This is a genomic window from Pseudomonas sp. Irchel 3A5, assembly GCF_900187575.1.
GTDB lineage: Bacteria > Pseudomonadota > Gammaproteobacteria > Pseudomonadales > Pseudomonadaceae > Aquipseudomonas > Aquipseudomonas folii.
Map to the genome: position 1 here is coordinate 182,089 of NZ_FYDU01000006.1, position 16,260 is coordinate 198,348.

Below are 16,260 nucleotides of genomic sequence, written 5' to 3' on the forward strand. Positions count from 1 at the left end.
AAATCCAAGTCCTAAGACTGGGTTCTGGTTTCACTCAGCCTCGCCCGAGAGCAAGACTGCATAAACTGGAGCGGGAAACGAGACTCGAACTCGCGACCCCGACCTTGGCAAGGTCGTGCTCTACCAACTGAGCTATTCCCGCAATATGGCGTCCCCTAGGGGACTCGAACCCCTGTTACCGCCGTGAAAGGGCGGTGTCCTAGGCCACTAGACGAAGGGGACACACGTACAACTTCACTACTTAACTTGCGTTTCGCTAGGTGCTTTACGCTGTAAGTGGCGCGCATTCTATGGATGGATTGAGAGGTCGTCAACCCCAATGTGAAAATTTATCTAAATCAATGACTTCGCCTGCTTTAGGCGGCCGCCAGGCGCGTTGCGCTTCAGCTATTTCCGGATTGGCCGACAAACTACAAGCAGTGCATCTATGCGCAATAGTGCTTAGCCACTACACTCACTTCAAATTTACTGACTACAGCTTATATAGAGGTTCGCGCGGTGACTCCACTGATGATTACCCTGATGGTAGTAGCCGGCATTGCGCTCCTGATCGCGATCGGCTATCTCAACCATGTGGCAGAAAACTCCAAGCTGGATAAAGCGCGAACGAAGATCGAGCTCAGCGACCGCCTGCGTCGCTGCAGCGAAATTTCCGAGACGTTCCCCGGCCAGCTGGTCACCCCCGCTCTAAAGCTGCTGATGACCCGTCTTGAACTCAACGTGGTCCAGCGCATGCTGGCGCTGGATAAAACCAGTGCCCAACTCAAAACCCGCGTCGATGAGCTGAACACCCTGGTTGCACAGGGCGATGCCATTGCAGTAACCAACCCGGCAAGTCCGATCCTGACCGAAGCCAAGGCCAAAGATGTCCGCTTTCTATTGGAAGCGCTGCACGGCCAGGTCACTCGCGCAGCCCATGACGGTTTCCTGCAGACCAGCGAAGCCAAGCACTGGATTCGCGAGATCCGCAACATTCTGGTGATGCTGCATATTGAATTCTTCAACAACCTGGGCCAGGCCGCACTGCAGCAGGATCAGCCTGGTCAGGCGCGTCTCGCATTCGAACGCGGCGTGCAATACCTGAAGAACCAGCCAGACCCTGTGACGTATCAAGCCGCATTGATCGCCATGGAAAAACAGCTGGCACGCGCCAACTCCATGGTGCTGACCAACATTGCGCCAACCGCAGACGATGACAACGCGCTGACCGAAGGCCTGAAGGCAGACGACACCGAGTCGGAATGGAAGAAGAAAGTCATCTACGACTGATAGATGCCGGGTGGGCGCATCCGCATTGAGCGGTGCGCCGACCAGATTCAACAGTCAGTGGATTTCAGAAAGATCGCTGCCAATTGCTCAATGCCTGCCTGATCCTGCTCCGAGAAGCGTCCCACTTTCGGACTGTCCAGATCCAACACCCCAATCAAACGACCTTCCTTGACCAACGGTACGACCAGCTCGCTGTTCGATGCGCTGTCGCAGGCGATGTGGCCCGGAAATTCATGCACATCCTCGACCCGCTGGGTCTGCCGACTTTGCGCTGCGGCACCGCACACTCCGCGCCCGAACGGGATACGCACACAGGCGATCTGCCCCTGAAACGGTCCAAGAACCAGTTCTTCATCACGATTGAGATAAAAGCCTGCCCAGTTCAGGTCATCGATCTGGCTGTACAAAAAAGCCGAGAACTGCGCGGCGTTGGCGATAAAGTCTTTCTCATCAGCCAGTAGAGATTCCAGCTGCGCAGCCAGAAGGCTATAGCCTTCCAGCCCGGCACCGGTGTTTTGCAAATCGATCATGGTTGTTGCTCCAACAATTTCAACCCTACCCAGTAACGTGCAAATTGATAGGCACACCGGCCATTGCGGTTGCCCCGCCCGGTTGCCCAGCGGATCGCATGCTTGTCCAGTTCCTCATCACGCTGCCAGCTCAGACCAGCCGCCAGCGCGAGTTGCGTAATCCAGTGTTCTACTACGTTCAGGTAATGCTCCTGAGTGAACGGGTAAAAAGATAGCCACAGCCCGAAGCGATCCGACAGCGCAATCTTGTCCTCTACGGCCTCGCTTGGATGCAGTTCGCCATCGACCTGCTGCCAGTTGAGATTGTCGCTTTCCTTTTCCGGCACCAAATGACGACGGTTGGAGGTGGCGTAAAGCAGAACGTTGTCCGGAGCCTGCTCCAGAGAACCATCAAGCACACTCTTTAGAACCCGGTAATCGCTCTCCCCGGCCTCGAAAGACAAATCATCGCAGAACAGCACGAAACGTTGCGGCAGCTTCTGCAATTGCTCGACGACACGCGGCAAATCGCCCAGATGATCGCGCTCGATTTCGATCAGGCGCAGACCCGCGTTGGCATACTCGGCAAGCAGCGCACGAATCAGCGAAGACTTGCCTGTCCCGCGCGAGCCCCACAGCAAAGCGTGGTTGGCAGGCAGACCGTCGATGAACTGGCGCGTATTGCGGCCCAACTGCTCACGTTGCAGATCGACACCGATCAGATCAGACAAACGCATGTCGAGGCTGACTTCAAGCGGCATCAGGTAACCGCTGCGGCCTTCACGAACCCAGCGCGCAGCCATGGCGTGCGACCAGTCCACCGCTTCCCGTGGCGCAGGCAGCAGCGGTTCAAGCCGCGCCAGTACAGCGTCGGCGCGTTCGAGAAAAGCATTCAAGCGAGAATCCACAATGGCTCCTTGATTAACTGATGAATATTTAGCCCTGCCCGACCCGAGAAATTCTCTGTAGGACCGGCTTCAGCCGGGAGGGCGGCATTAGGTTCACTGTATGTATTTCGTCAGGAACAACGATCTCCCGGCCAAAGCCGGTCCTGCAGGGCGTAGAGTCAATATCAAGAGAACCCCTATACATAAATGCTTTTAGTTCCGGTAGTTACGTGTTGCTTGATAAGACTCGGCTCCGATCAGCTATGCTTGCCCCCGCGAAGGACACCAGAAGCGGCAATACCCTCATGGACATAGCGTTTACCAACCGGCTCTCGTATAAACAGGCCCGCCTGACAGTGCTGCTCGGCTTCATTCTGGGGACGCTGCTGAGCCTGATACAAATTGCCCTCGATTATGCCAGCGAAGATGCATCCATCGATCGTGAAATTCGCTCTCTGCTGGAAATCAGCCATAACCCAGCCTCGCGCATTGCCTACAACATCGACGCCGAGCTGGCCCAGGAACTGACCCTGGGCCTGTTGCAATCTCCCGCGGTGGCCGGGGCCCGGCTGACCGACAACAACAATGTGGTGCTTTCAAGTGTAGAGCGCCCGTTCTCGCAGAGTCGTTACCGGTTCGTCAGCGACTTCCTGTTCGGCGAGAGCCGGCAGTTTGAAGACACCCTGAACCTGGCGCACTTGCCCAACGAACCGATTGGCACCCTGCGTCTGAACGTCGACACCTTTGCTTTCGGTGATCATTTCCTGCAGCGCTCGGGCATCACGCTGCTCAATGGCTTCATGCGCAGCCTGATCCTGGCGGGTGTGCTGACTCTTCTGTTCTACATGACACTGACCAGGCCCCTGGTTGACGTGATCCGTGCTCTGGCCACGCGGGACTCAAGCAACCCTACTCCCACGCCACTGCGATGCCCACCCAAGCATGAAAACGATGAAATCGGCGTGCTGGTGGATGTCGCCAACCGCCAGTTCGCAAACATCGCTTCAGAGCTGGCACGGCGGGTAGAAGCCGAGGACCGGCTGACAGCGCATCGCAATGAACTGGAAGATATCGTTTCAGCCCGCACCACTGAATTGAAGGCCAGTAACGAAAGGCTGAGCAAGTCCAATGAAGAGCTGAAAATCGCGCGCAGTACGGCGCTGGACATGGCCCAGGCCCGCACCGCTTTCCTGGCCAACATGAGCCATGAAATCCGCACGCCGCTCAACGGCTTGCTGGGCATGCTGGCCCTTGCGCTGGACAGCCCCCTGACCGCCGAACAGCGCCAGCAACTGTCGATTGCCCACGACTCGGGCAAGGTGCTGGTGGAACTGCTCAACGACATCCTCGACATGTCCAAATTCAACGCCGGTCACTTGCAGGTCGAGCGCATCCCCTTCGACCTCGGCGCGCTGGTAGAAGACACCGCTAACCTGCTGTCACAGAACGCCGCGCCCAGCGTCGAGCTGACCTGCTTCATCGATACACAATTCCCGGCTTTGGTGGTGGGTGATCCGACGCGGGTTCGACAGATCGTCAGCAACCTGCTTTCCAACGCGCTGAAGTTCACCCGTTTTGGTCGGGTGGATGTGCGTCTGAGCAACTATCTGGATCCTGAAACCCAGGAAAACAGCGTACGCATTGAAGTGCGGGATACCGGCATCGGCATCGCCCAGGAAGCACAGGCGAGGATTTTCCAGCCGTTTACCCAGGCAGAAGCAGCGATTACCCGGCAGTTTGGTGGCACCGGATTGGGTCTGGCACTGACCCATAACCTGTGTGAAGCCATGTCCGGGCAATTGAGTATTCAGTCAGCGTCAGGATTCGGCAGCCAATTCTGCGCTGATCTGCCACTGCCCATCCATCAGGCCGCCATTACTCCGCCGCCTCTCAAAGGCCGTGTCGTGGTTGTCAGCAACGCGGGTAGCGGGCTTGTAGAGCTACTGGGCAATTTGCTGCCTGAGTGGGGTATCGATTTTCAGCGATGGAGCATGGATGACAAGGTGCTGAATATGGACCCTGGGAGCAGTCCTGATCTGGTGATCACTGATTGTCCGGAATGTCTGTTTGGCATGCGTCCGACCATTGACGTGCCCATTCTGCTGGTAACCGCCTATGGCAACTTCATGCCCAGCGAACAGGTCAGCGCCCTTGCTCCCCTGCAACAGCATGCTCGACCACTGGCACGCAATGCACTTTATCAAAGCCTGTCCCGGATTCTGCAACCCGAGCAGATTCCTCACAGGGATGCTGAAGCCGCCGACGGCAAGACCCTGCGTCCGGCCAAAATCCTGCTGGTGGAAGACAATCCGGTCAACCAATTGGTGGCCAGGGGGATATTGAGCAAACTGGGCTGCGAGGTCATTGTGAGCAGCCATGGCGGCGAAGCGCTGGAGCAGCTTGAACTTCATGTGTTCGATCTGGTGCTGATGGACTGCAATATGCCGGTCATGGACGGTTACGAAGCCAGTCGCCAGATCCGTCAATGCGGACGCTGGCCGCAACTGCCAATCATTGCGCTGACTGCCAACGCCATGCCCGAAGAACGCGAACGCTGCCGGGCGGCGGGCATGAGTGACTATCTGGCGAAGCCGTTTCGCCGTTCCGAGCTAGTCAGCCTGCTGGAACAATGGCTACCGGCAGACTGACTACTTGAGCAGCGCCTCGATTTCGCTTTTCAGGTCTTCGGGCTTGGTCAGCGGCGCGAAGCGCTTGACCAACTGGCCGTCCTTGCCGATGAGGAACTTGGTGAAGTTCCACTTGATGCGCTCGGACCCGAGTAACCCCGGCGCCTGCTTTTTCAACTGGACGAACAACGGGTGGGCGTCGCTGCCGTTGACATCGACTTTCTTGAACAGCGGAAAACTGACTCCGAAATTCAGCTCACAGAACTCCGAAATCGCCCCTTCGTTACCCGGCTCCTGCTTGCCAAACTGATTGCAGGGAAAGCCCAATACCACCAGCCCTTGATCCTTGTAGTCCTTCCAGAGCTTTTCAAGCCCTTCGTACTGCGGGGTAAACCCGCACTTGCTCGCCGTATTGACCACCAGCACAGCCTTGCCGGCGAAATCGGCAAGAGTTTTCGATTCGCCTTTGATCGTGGTAACCGGAATGCTCAGCAAATTGGCGCTCATGACAGTGATCCTTGATGAAAAGCGGGTCATGAAATTAGCGCGCCATTGACTGGTGCGCATCTCCATTTCCGGGGGTGATGGGTACTTATAAGTGGCTCTGGGCTGTGAAAGGTACAGAGGCACTCTGACGTGGGACCGGCTTTATCCGGGAAGAGGCCTCACCAGGCGCTACATGTGCATTGTCAGAACCAAAGTCTTCCCGGCTGAAGCCGGTCCCACGGATCCGCTCAAGCGCCGCGCGGCACCAGGTCCAGACACACCGAGTTGATGCAATAGCGCAGGCCCGTTGGCGGCGGGCCGTCAGGGAATACATGGCCCAGATGCGCGTCACATTTGGCGCAGACCACTTCTGTACGGATCATCCCGTGGCTGACATCACGTACTTCGACCACTGCACTGCCTTCAAGTGGCGCGTAGAAACTTGGCCAGCCACAGCCGGAATCGAATTTGGTGGCGGAATCGAAAAGCGCCTCGTTGCAACAGATGCAATGGTAGACGCCATCAGTCTTGGTGCTGTTGTATTTGCCGGAGAACGGACGTTCGGTGCCTTTGAGGCGGCAAACGTTGTACTGCTCCGGGTCAAGCATGGCCCGCCATTCTTCCAGCGTCTTGTCCAACTTTTCCACAGGTACACCTCCGCAGTCGAAAAAGCCTGATCTGTATCTTCTCCACAGATCAGGTGGCACGTATCATTGCGCCTCGTTAGGCGCCAGTCTGTCACTCACGTTTCGCCCATACAAACTCATTTTTACGGCGTCATACCCGGCGAACCAGATTTCCAGCTCGCTACGGCTCGTCCATTTTCGGGATCAATCACCATGCAGTTCAGCAAATCGAACAAGCTCGCCAACGTCTGCTATGACATTCGCGGCCCAGTGCTCAAGCACGCCAAACGCCTGGAAGAGGAAGGCCATCGCATCCTCAAGCTGAACATCGGCAACCCTGCGCCATTTGGTTTCGAAGCGCCGGACGAAATTCTGCAGGACGTGATCCGCAACCTGCCGACGGCTCAAGGCTACAGTGACTCCAAAGGCCTGTTCAGCGCGCGCAAGGCCGTTATGCAGTATTACCAGCAGAAGCAGGTTGAAGGCGTCGGCATCGAAGACATCTACCTGGGCAACGGCGTTTCCGAACTGATCGTGATGTCGATGCAGGCACTGCTCAACAATGGCGATGAAGTACTGATCCCGGCTCCAGACTATCCGCTGTGGACCGCTGCCGTCAGTCTGGCCGGCGGTAACCCGGTGCACTATTTGTGCGATGAGCAGGCCAACTGGTGGCCTGATCTGGCCGATATCAAGGCCAAGATCACGCCGAACACCAAAGCCATGGTGATCATCAACCCCAACAACCCGACCGGTGCCGTGTATTCCAAAGAAGTACTGGAAGGCATGCTCGAACTGGCGCGCCAGCATAATCTGGTGGTTTTTTCCGACGAGATCTACGACAAGATTCTCTACGACGACGCCGTGCACATCTGCACCGCCTCGCTGGCGCCTGACCTGCTTTGCCTGACGTTCAACGGTCTGTCCAAATCCTATCGCGTGGCAGGCTTCCGCTCCGGCTGGGTGGCCATCTCCGGTCCCAAGCACAATGCGCAAAGCTACATCGAAGGCATCGACATCCTCGCCAACATGCGTCTGTGCGCCAACGTGCCGAGCCAACACGCCATTCAAACCGCGCTGGGCGGCTACCAGAGCATCAACGATCTGGTTCTGCCACCAGGCCGCTTGCTGGAGCAACGCAACCGCACCTGGGAACTGCTCAACGATATTCCCGGCGTCAGCTGTGTGAAACCAATGGGCGCACTCTATGCGTTCCCGCGGATCGACCCGAAGGTCTGTCCGATCCACAACGACGAAAAGTTCGCCCTCGACCTGCTCCTGTCGGAAAAGCTGCTGATCGTTCAAGGCACTGCATTCAACTGGCCATGGCCTGACCACTTCCGTGTGGTTACCCTGCCGCGCGTCGACGACCTGGATCAAGCCATCGGTCGCATCGGCAATTTCCTCAAGACGTATCGCCAGTAACCCCAGGATTCCGCTGCGGCGCATGCCAGAAATTGCGCCCGGCGGGAATTCCTGCCATCACTTCGCGGTCATAGCGATTCCTGAGTAAGGGATCGCTTTTGCTGTACCGCACTTGTGCCGCAATACAAAAAAACAATCTGCGCGTAACTGCATTCAGAGCCAGCCGCTCTGGGTCGCAACCTGTTTGCCTAAAGCGAATGCTACTGGTTCGCGCAAGACGACACAGTTTGAAATAGTAGTCAGGTTGAATAGCCGCTGACATCACCTTATATACCCCGCAACGCGTTACATATTCGTCACAGGAGAACATCCAAACCATGATGCGCATTTTGCTGTTTTTGGCCACTAACCTGGCGGTCGTGCTGATTGCCAGCATCACCCTGAGCCTTTTTGGCTTCAACGGGTTCATGGCGGCCAATGGGGTTGATCTGAACCTCAATCAGCTGCTGATCTTCTGCGCTGTATTTGGTTTCGCCGGCTCGCTGTTCTCGCTGTTCATCTCCAAGTGGATGGCGAAAATGAGCACCGGCACCCAGATCATCACCCAGCCGCGTACCCGCCATGAACAATGGCTCGTGCAAACCGTTGAGCAACTGTCCCGCGACGCTGGCATCAAGATGCCGGAAGTCGGGATCTTCCCTGCCTACGAAGCCAACGCCTTCGCCACAGGCTGGAACAAGAATGATGCACTGGTTGCCGTCAGCCAGGGTCTGCTGGAGCGCTTCTCGCCTGATGAAGTGAAAGCGGTACTGGCTCACGAAATCGGTCACGTTGCCAATGGCGACATGGTGACCCTGGCGCTGGTGCAGGGCGTGGTGAACACCTTTGTAATGTTCTTCGCTCGTATCATCGGTAATTTCGTCGACAAGGTGATCTTCAAGACCGAAAACGGTCAGGGCATCGCTTACTACGTGACCACGATCTTTGCCGAACTGGTGCTGGGCTTCCTGGCCAGCGCCATCGTCATGTGGTTCTCGCGCAAACGCGAATACCGTGCTGACGAAGCCGGTGCCCGCCTGGCAGGCACCAGTGCCATGATCGGCGCGCTGCAACGTCTGCGCTCCGAACAGGGCGTGCCAGTGCAGATGCCTGACAGCCTGACGGCTTTCGGCATCAACGGCGGCCTGAAAAGCGGCTTGGCCGCGCTGTTCATGAGCCACCCGGCTCTGGAAGATCGTATCGAGGCGCTGCGTCGCCGCGGTTGATCGATCTGAATAAAAAAACCGGCCTTAGTGCCGGTTTTTTTATCTCAAGCTACCGTGGCGAGAGATTTGACACGGTGTTGTGCCAGGCACGACGCCCTCGCGAACAAGTTCGCTCCTACCGATTAGCAGTGTGCCAGGTAGGAGCGAACTTGTTCGCGAGAGGGTTTCACGCGGCGAGTCAGGTCTGGCGCTTCGTAAACAAGCTCGCTCCTGGTCATACCATTCAGCGTCGAACCATCCGATAAACCCGCTCTTCCAGGCGCTCCACACCGCGCTGCTCAAATTTCACGCTGCCCTTGAGCACGTCGCTGGTCTGCAGTATGTCCAGCTCCCAGTCCTCGGCAAGCAATCGCTGCACCTCCTCGTCCGGAACAGAGAACGGCGGTCCATCAATCTTTGCCTGATCATAATCCAGCGTAATCAACAGGCCCTGACATTGGGCAGGCAACACTGATGACAGGTGCGCGGCATACTGCTCACGCATCGCAGGCGGCAAAGCAATCAAGGCGGCTCGATCATAAAGCGCTGCGCACTCGGCAACATCCTCGGCACGCAACGCGAAGAAATCGCCACACCACAATTCGATCCCTTCGTAGCCATAAACCTTGAAAGCGCCGTTCTGGCTGATGACTGGCTCCAGCCGTTGCTCACTGAAAAAATCCTGAACTGCCTTTTCCGACAGTTCGACACCCAGTACTCGATGTCCCTGCCCTGCAAGCCAGACCAGATCCAGACTCTTGCCGCACAAGGGCACCAACACCCGAGCCCCCTGCCAGACCGCGAGTTCCGGCCAGAAGCGCTGGAGCAAGGGATTCACCTGTCGCTGGTGGAAACCAATTTGGTTGGCGGCCCACCGCTCATGCCAAAATTCGGCCTGCATGAATGCTCCTTATAATTCGATCAAAAAGCGCTAAAACTTATATTAGATTTAGATCAATGATCTGACTGAAGATGGAGACATCTTAACGCTCAGGACGCCCGCTATGTTCCCCAGCCTGTTTATATCCCACGGCTCGCCGATGCTTGCGCTGGAACCCGGTGAAAGCGGCCCGGCCCTGGCGCGTCTCGCAGCCGAGATGCCCAGGCCGAAGGCCATTGTTATTGTTTCAGCTCACTGGGAAAGCCAGGAGCTGCTGGTCAACGCTAACCCACATCCGGAAACCTGGCATGACTTTGGCGGTTTCCCCGCGGCCCTGTTTGCGGTGCAGTACCCCGCCCCAGGCTTGCCGAAGCTGAGCACTGAAGTTGCAGGGTTATTGCAGGCTGCCGGACTGCCGGCACGGACGAACAGCCAGCGGCCGTTTGATCATGGTGTTTGGGTTCCTCTGTCATTGATGTATCCCAATGCCGACATTCCGATCGTTCAGGTCTCCCTGCCCAGCAGGGAAGGTCCGGCGCTGCAAACTCGCGTCGGCCGGGCGCTGGCCAGTCTGCGTGATCAGGGTGTATTGATCATTGGCTCGGGCAGCATCACCCACAATCTGGGCGAACTGGATTGGCATGCAGGGCCTGAAAGCGTAGAGCCATGGGCCAAGTCGTTTCGCGACTGGATGATCGAGAAGCTGGCCAGCAATGACGAAGCCGCTCTGCATGACTACCGGACAAACGCACCCAACGCTGCTCGCAATCACCCGAGCGATGAGCATTTGCTACCGCTTTACTTCGCACGCGGTGCCGGTGGTGAATTCAGCGTGGCGCACAAAGGCTTCACAATGGGCGCGCTGGGGATGGATATTTACAGGTTTGGGTGAGATTTGAATCCAGTCCTGTAGGAGCTCACCGAGGTTACGAGGCAAGCGATAGCGGTCTGTCAGGCAAACCGCCATCGCTGGCCTCGTAACCTCGGTGAGCTCCTACATGGACCCTATTTGCTGCGACATATCAAAATTCAGACAAAAAAATCCCCGAACCAGTCGGGGATTTTTTTGCTTCAGACGATCAACTCAAAGAGTCGATCAATCTTCGCGATAGCGACGCAGCTTCAACTGCTTGCCTGCAACGCGGGTGTCCTTGAGTTTGGTCAGCAGACGCTCAAGGCCATCCTCCGGCAGCTCAACCAGGCTGAAGCTGTCGCGCACCTGGATGCGGCCGATTGCTTCGCGGGCCAGGCCGCCTTCGTTGAGGATTGCACCCAGCAGGTTCTTGGCAGCGATACCATCACGCGCACCCAGCGCGGTACGGCAGCGAGCACGACCTTCGGCCAATGGAACCGGAGCGCGACGCTCACGATCACCACTGCGCTCTGGACGATCCGACGACGAACGATCGCTACGCTCACGCGGTGCGTTGTTCGGCACCAGTGGGCGCTCGCGTTCGATGGCAGCCAGGGTCAGAGCCTGACCGTTGGTAGCTTTGCGCAGCAGGGCAGCGGCCAGGGCGCGCGGGCTGCAACCGATATCGGCAGTCAGACGATCCAGCAGTTCGCCGTGAGTCGACTCGGCATCGCCAACCAGTGGCGACAGGCTGTTGGTCAGTTTCTTGATGCGGGCATCGAGAACAGCCTGAGCATCCGGCAGGCGGACTTCGGCAACTTTCTGACCGGTTACACGCTCGATCACTTGCAGCATGCGGCGCTCACGTGGAGTCACCAGCAGCAGTGCACGACCTTCGCGACCGGCACGGCCAGTACGGCCGATACGGTGAACGTAGGACTCTGGGTCGTACGGCATGTCAACGTTGAATACGTGAGTGATGCGCGGAACGTCCAGACCACGGGCAGCAACGTCGGTCGCTACAACGATGTCCAGGCGGCCATCCTTGAGGGAGTCGATAACGCGCTCGCGCTGGTTTTGAGCGATGTCGCCGTTCAGTGCAGCTGCCTTGTAGCCTTTGGCTTCAAGGGCGCTCGCCAGATCCAGGGTCGCTTGCTTGGTACGTACGAACATGATCAGGGCGTCGAAATCTTCGACTTCCAGCAGGCTCAGTACAGCAGAGGTCTTCTGGTCAGCGTGAACCAACAGGTGAGCCTGTTCGATCGCGGTAACGGTCTGGGTCTTGGTCTGGATCTTGACGTGCTTCGGATCGCGCAGATGGCGCTCGGCGATGGCACGGATCGACTGCGGCAGGGTAGCCGAGAACAAAACGGTCTGACGGGTTTCCGGCATGGCCTTGAAGATAACTTCCAGGTCGTCCATGAAGCCCAGTTTGAGCATTTCGTCCGCTTCGTCGAGAACCAGGTGGTTCACGGTAGCGAGGACTTTTTCGTCACGACGCAGGTGATCGCACAGACGGCCCGGTGTAGCGACAACAATCTGTGCGCCATTGCGGATTGCTTTCAGTTGCGGGCCCATCGGCGCACCGCCGTAGACAGCCACAACGGTAACGCCCGGCATTTGCTTGGCGTAGGTTTCGAAAGCGGTGGCCACTTGCAGGGCCAGTTCACGAGTCGGCGCCAGGATCAGTGCTTGCGGCTCGCGCTTGCTTGGGTCGATACGATGCAGGATAGGCAGTGCGAACGCGGCGGTTTTACCGGTACCGGTTTGCGCCTGACCGATCATGTCGTGGCCAGCAAGGATAATAGGGATCGATTGCTGCTGAATGGCCGAAGGCTCTTCGTAGCCAGTCGCGACGACGGCTGCAACAATATTAGGGTGAAGTTCAAGAGCGGCGAAGCCGCCGAGTTCCTGGGTCATGGGTCTGCCTCTAGTGCATCCGCAAAGACCCATGCTCCAAAGCTGCGCGTGCCGTGTACGACCCTAAAGTCACCCTGGCTGCTTTGTCGGCGGGGATTTGCGAAAACGTTTGATGAATGGATCGCCTAGGATAGTCCGCAGAGCGAACAAGCAGCCGAAGCTGGCTTCGGGGAATTGCAATACCTTGACGAGGGTCCTGTTAAAGACCGGCGCGCACTATACCGGAATTACGCAAAAAAGTGAGGATTTTTTTCACTACCAATCATGGCCAATGCCCAAGACCTACAGGCTTTGCGCAAACCGGCAACAGTGTCTATTTTGCAAAGGCCCGGGTTTACGGGAGAAACTGCTTAAACGGTTCACCTTATCAGTCAGACAGTCCGCCTCCGATCCTACTCCACGCGCAGGGACTTCCTACATGACTTCCTCTACAAAAGGCCGTGTCAGCCGTGAACTGCACGACCACGTGATGCTCATCGGCCTGGATCGTGTCGCCAAGCGCAACGCATTCGATCTTGAGCTGCTCAACCAGCTAAGCCTGGCTTACGGTGAATACGAACGTGAGGATCAGGCCCGGGTCCTGGTGGTTTTCGCCCATGGCGAGCATTTCACTGCCGGGCTGGATCTGGCCGAAGCGGGTCCGGCGCTGATCAATGGCTGGCAGGTGCCCGAAGGCGGTTGTGACCCGTGGGGCGTTTTCGCAGGCCCACGGGTTAGCAAGCCGGTGATCATTGCGCACAAGGTTACTGCCTGACCCTGGGCATTGAGCTGATGCTCGCCTCGGACATCAATTTGTGCGCAAGCACGACCCACTTTGCGCAACTGGAAGTCCATCGCGGGATCTTCGCCTTTGGGGGCGCCACATTGCGTCTGCATCAGATCGCCGGTTGGGGCAACGCCATGCGATGGCTGCTGACCGGCGATGAGTTCGATGCCCATGAAGCCTGTCGCATGGGCCTGGTGCAGGAAGTTACGGCCCCGGAAGACCTGCTGCCCTATGCCCTGCTGTTGGCCGGACGCATCGCAGAACAGGCACCTCTGGCGATTCGCGCAACGATTGCCTCCGCCCGTCAGGCGGTGCTCGAAGGCGAAACAGTCGCCGCCCAGGCGCTACCGGCCATGGTCAACCGCCTGATGAGCACCGAGGATGCCAAAGAAGGCCTGCTTGCCATGCAAGAGCGCAGGCCCGGGGTGTTCAATGGACATTGAAGATCAAGTTGCCGGGCGCAGATCCTTGATCAACGACGCCAGCGAGTAACCGAGGCGCGGTGCCAGCTCTTCAGCGCGCGCACTCAGTGATGCAACATCCAGTTCCTGATCCAGGTCGGCAGGCACGATCAGGATAACGTTGCCCTCCTTCACCGGCAGTTCCCAGTAGTGCCGGTGATAAAGGCCGCGCAACAGCGCCGCGCCCAAGGGCTTACCGTCGTCCGACGCCCACTGATTGATCACCAGCCAGCCACCGGAATTCAGACGTTTCTGACAGCTCTCAAGGAATTTCCAGGCCAGATGCCCGACGCCAGGACCGACATCGGTGTAGAGGTCGACGAAAATCAGGTCAGCCGGTTCGGCGGTGTCCAGCAGTTCCAGTGCATCACCGATACGGATATACAACCGCGGATCGTCATCCAGGCCCATGAATTCAATCGCCAGACGTGGCACGTCAGGGCGTAACTCGATGGCCTCGACGTCTTCCAGCGGCAGGAATCTCAGGCAAGCCTGAGTCAGGGTGCCAGCGCCCAGGCCCAGGAACAGCGCGCTTTCCGGGGCTTCGTGACACAACGCGCCAATCAGCATCGCCCGGGTGTAGTCGTACTCAAGCCAGCTGGGATCGGCCGTGAAGGTGCAGCTTTGCTCGATGGCATCGCCGAATTCCAGAAAGCGATAGTCGTCGACTTCCAGCACACGAATCATGCCGAAATCGTCGTGCACCTCGGCCAGAATCCGCTCCACCCGCTCCTCAGTCATTGCTTCTCCTAGCGGCGAGCCCAAGTCTGGCCTGTTGATGCGGTCGCTGGACCGCGCAAAAAGCGAATTGTCGATCAAGCACAGCGTTAAGGTCACGCTCTTTCTCTTTAATTGCCGCCTCTCATATTGGTGCTGGGGCTCCGATCATCCCTTGTTCGCTGGCGACGGCTCGGCGAACTGCTAACATGCCGGTCCGATTGCCTGACCTTGAGTTCATGATGAGCCAACCCTGGAGCCCCGACAGCTGGAGGGCATTGCCTATTCAGCAGCAACCTCAATACCCCGATGCTGCGCACTTGTTGAAGGTCGAGCAGACGTTGGCAAGCTATCCGCCGCTGGTGTTTGCGGGCGAAGCCAGAGAGCTGCGCCGACAGTTTGCCGAGGTGACTCAGGGCCGCGCCTTCCTGTTGCAGGGCGGTGATTGCGCCGAGAGCTTCGTCGAGTTCTCCGCCGCCAAGATTCGCGACACATTCAAAGTCTTGCTACAGATGGCGATCGTCATGACCTTCGCCGCTGGCTGCCCGGTTGTGAAGGTCGGTCGTATGGCCGGTCAGTTCGCAAAACCCCGTTCAGCCAACGATGAAACCATCGACGGCGTGACGTTTCCTGCGTATCGGGGCGATATCGTCAACGCCATCGGCTTCGATGAAAAAAGCCGCGTTCCGGACCCTGACCGACTGATTCAGGCTTACAACCAGTCCACCGCGACTCTGAACCTGCTGCGTGCCTTCGCGCAGGGCGGTTTTGCCGACCTGCATCAGGTCCACAAATGGAACCTGGACTTCATCGCCAACTCGGCCCTGGCCGAGAAGTACAGCCAACTGGCCGACCGCATTGATGAAACCCTGGCGTTCATGCGTGCCTGCGGAATGGACAGCTCGCCGCAACTGCGCGAAACCAGCTTTTTCACGGCCCACGAAGCGCTGCTGCTGAACTATGAAGAAGCCTTTGTGCGGCGCGACAGCCTGACCAACGATTACTACGATTGCTCGGCGCACATGCTGTGGATCGGCGACCGCACCCGGCAACTGGACGGCGCTCATGTGGAGTTTTTACGCGGGGTGAACAACCCGATTGGCGTGAAAGTCGGGCCAAGCATGAACACCGACGACCTGATTCGCCTGATCGACATCCTCAACCCGGACAATGACCCCGGCCGTCTCAACCTGATCGCCCGCATGGGCGCGAACAAGGTCGGCGACCACTTGCCACAGTTGATCCGCGCCGTTGAACGTGAAGGCCGCAAGGTGCTGTGGAGTTCCGACCCGATGCACGGCAACACGATCAAAGCCAGCAGCGGCTACAAGACTCGGGACTTCGCGCAGATCCTTGGCGAGGTGAAACAGTTCTTCCAGGTGCATCAGGCAGAAGGCACGTATGCAGGCGGCATCCATATCGAAATGACCGGGCAGAACGTCACCGAATGCATTGGCGGTGCCCGGCCGATCACTGAAGATGGCTTGTCGGATCGTTATCACACCCACTGCGACCCACGCATGAACGCCGATCAGTCACTGGAGCTGGCGTTTCTGATTGCAGAGACGTTGAAGCAGGTAAAGCGCTAGGCCTCAGGCAAACCCAAGACTTGTAGGAGCTGCCGAAGGCTGCGATTGCATACCTTTGACA

Annotated in this window: 13 protein-coding genes, 2 tRNA genes and 1 pseudogene; 7 read left to right on the top strand and 9 right to left on the bottom strand. The window is 57.8% G+C overall.

Going from position 1 to position 16,260, the window contains the following annotated elements; genetic code table 11:
- Positions 1 to 66 precede the first annotated feature (66 nt).
- Positions 67 to 142: transfer RNA gene (locus tag CKW31_RS11790), tRNA-Gly, on the bottom strand.
- 4 nt (positions 143 to 146) lie between these two features.
- A tRNA-Glu gene (locus tag CKW31_RS11795) sits at positions 147 to 222 on the bottom strand.
- 288 nt (positions 223 to 510) lie between these two features.
- Between CKW31_RS11795 and CKW31_RS11800 the strand changes: the two genes are divergently transcribed.
- Positions 511 to 1,269, top strand: coding sequence for a hypothetical protein (locus tag CKW31_RS11800; protein WP_095094740.1), 759 nt, complete (start codon positions 511 to 513; stop codon positions 1,267 to 1,269).
- A 47-nt stretch (positions 1,270 to 1,316) separates the two neighbouring features.
- Here the strand turns inward: CKW31_RS11800 and CKW31_RS11805 are convergent, their stop codons facing one another.
- Both CKW31_RS11805 and CKW31_RS11810 read right to left on the bottom strand, forming a co-directional pair.
- Entirely contained in the window at positions 1,317 to 1,799 is a 483-nt protein-coding gene (locus CKW31_RS11805) for a GAF domain-containing protein (RefSeq protein ID WP_095094742.1), read from the bottom strand.
- Positions 1,796 to 2,686: an ATP-binding protein gene (locus tag CKW31_RS11810; protein ID WP_095094744.1), complete on the bottom strand. Its 891-nt coding sequence runs from the start codon at positions 2,684 to 2,686 to the stop codon at positions 1,796 to 1,798. Before CKW31_RS11810 ends, CKW31_RS11805 begins: the two co-directional genes overlap by 4 nt.
- 284 nt (positions 2,687 to 2,970) lie before the next feature.
- On the opposite strand from CKW31_RS11810, the gene CKW31_RS11815 reads away from it, so the two are divergent.
- The gene (locus tag CKW31_RS11815; RefSeq protein ID WP_095094746.1) at positions 2,971 to 5,313 is read left to right on the top strand and encodes a response regulator; all 2,343 of its coding nucleotides are present in this window, start codon (positions 2,971 to 2,973) and stop codon (positions 5,311 to 5,313) included.
- On the opposite strand, the gene CKW31_RS11820 is transcribed toward CKW31_RS11815, so the two are convergent.
- The gene (locus CKW31_RS11820) at positions 5,314 to 5,799 is read right to left on the bottom strand and encodes a glutathione peroxidase (protein ID WP_095094748.1); all 486 of its coding nucleotides are present in this window, start codon (positions 5,797 to 5,799) and stop codon (positions 5,314 to 5,316) included.
- 227 nt (positions 5,800 to 6,026) lie between these two features.
- On the bottom strand, positions 6,027 to 6,425 hold the full coding sequence (gene msrB, locus CKW31_RS11825; protein ID WP_095094750.1) for a peptide-methionine (R)-S-oxide reductase MsrB: 399 nt from the start codon (positions 6,423 to 6,425) through the stop codon (positions 6,027 to 6,029).
- A 192-nt stretch (positions 6,426 to 6,617) separates the two neighbouring features.
- Here msrB and CKW31_RS11830 point away from each other — a divergent pair, with 192 nt between their 5' ends.
- Together CKW31_RS11830 and htpX are read left to right on the top strand one after the other, a co-directional pair.
- Positions 6,618 to 7,829: a pyridoxal phosphate-dependent aminotransferase gene (locus CKW31_RS11830; RefSeq protein ID WP_027902445.1), complete on the top strand. Its 1,212-nt coding sequence runs from the start codon at positions 6,618 to 6,620 to the stop codon at positions 7,827 to 7,829.
- Positions 7,830 to 8,146: 317 nt separating this feature from the next.
- On the top strand, positions 8,147 to 9,034 hold the full coding sequence (gene htpX, locus CKW31_RS11835) for a protease HtpX (protein WP_027902444.1): 888 nt from the start codon (positions 8,147 to 8,149) through the stop codon (positions 9,032 to 9,034).
- Between the two features lie 223 nt (positions 9,035 to 9,257).
- Here htpX and CKW31_RS11840 read toward each other — a convergent pair whose 3' ends face one another.
- Positions 9,258 to 9,914 (bottom strand): thiopurine S-methyltransferase, encoded by a 657-nt coding sequence (locus CKW31_RS11840; protein ID WP_095094752.1) that lies wholly within the window; start codon positions 9,912 to 9,914, stop codon positions 9,258 to 9,260.
- Between the two features lie 103 nt (positions 9,915 to 10,017).
- On the opposite strand from CKW31_RS11840, the gene CKW31_RS11845 reads away from it, so the two are divergent.
- Positions 10,018 to 10,785, top strand: a complete 768-nt coding sequence (locus CKW31_RS11845) for a class III extradiol ring-cleavage dioxygenase (protein WP_095094754.1) — start codon at positions 10,018 to 10,020, stop codon at positions 10,783 to 10,785.
- A gap of 204 nt (positions 10,786 to 10,989) precedes the next feature.
- On the opposite strand, the gene CKW31_RS11850 is transcribed toward CKW31_RS11845, so the two are convergent.
- A complete protein-coding gene (locus CKW31_RS11850; RefSeq protein ID WP_176469863.1) occupies positions 10,990 to 12,699 on the bottom strand; it encodes a DEAD/DEAH box helicase in 1,710 nt (569 codons plus the stop codon).
- 385 nt (positions 12,700 to 13,084) lie between these two features.
- Here CKW31_RS11850 and CKW31_RS11860 point away from each other — a divergent pair.
- Positions 13,085 to 13,875 (top strand): annotated as a pseudogene (locus CKW31_RS11860) (crotonase/enoyl-CoA hydratase family protein).
- Positions 13,876 to 13,878: 3 nt separating this feature from the next.
- Here CKW31_RS11860 and CKW31_RS11865 read toward each other — a convergent pair.
- Positions 13,879 to 14,634, bottom strand: coding sequence for a spermidine synthase (locus tag CKW31_RS11865; protein WP_095094758.1), 756 nt, complete (start codon positions 14,632 to 14,634; stop codon positions 13,879 to 13,881).
- A gap of 218 nt (positions 14,635 to 14,852) precedes the next feature.
- On the opposite strand from CKW31_RS11865, the gene CKW31_RS11870 reads away from it, so the two are divergent.
- Entirely contained in the window at positions 14,853 to 16,199 is a 1,347-nt protein-coding gene (locus tag CKW31_RS11870) for a class II 3-deoxy-7-phosphoheptulonate synthase (RefSeq protein WP_087270979.1), read from the top strand.
- The last annotated feature ends 61 nt before the right edge of the window (positions 16,200 to 16,260 follow it).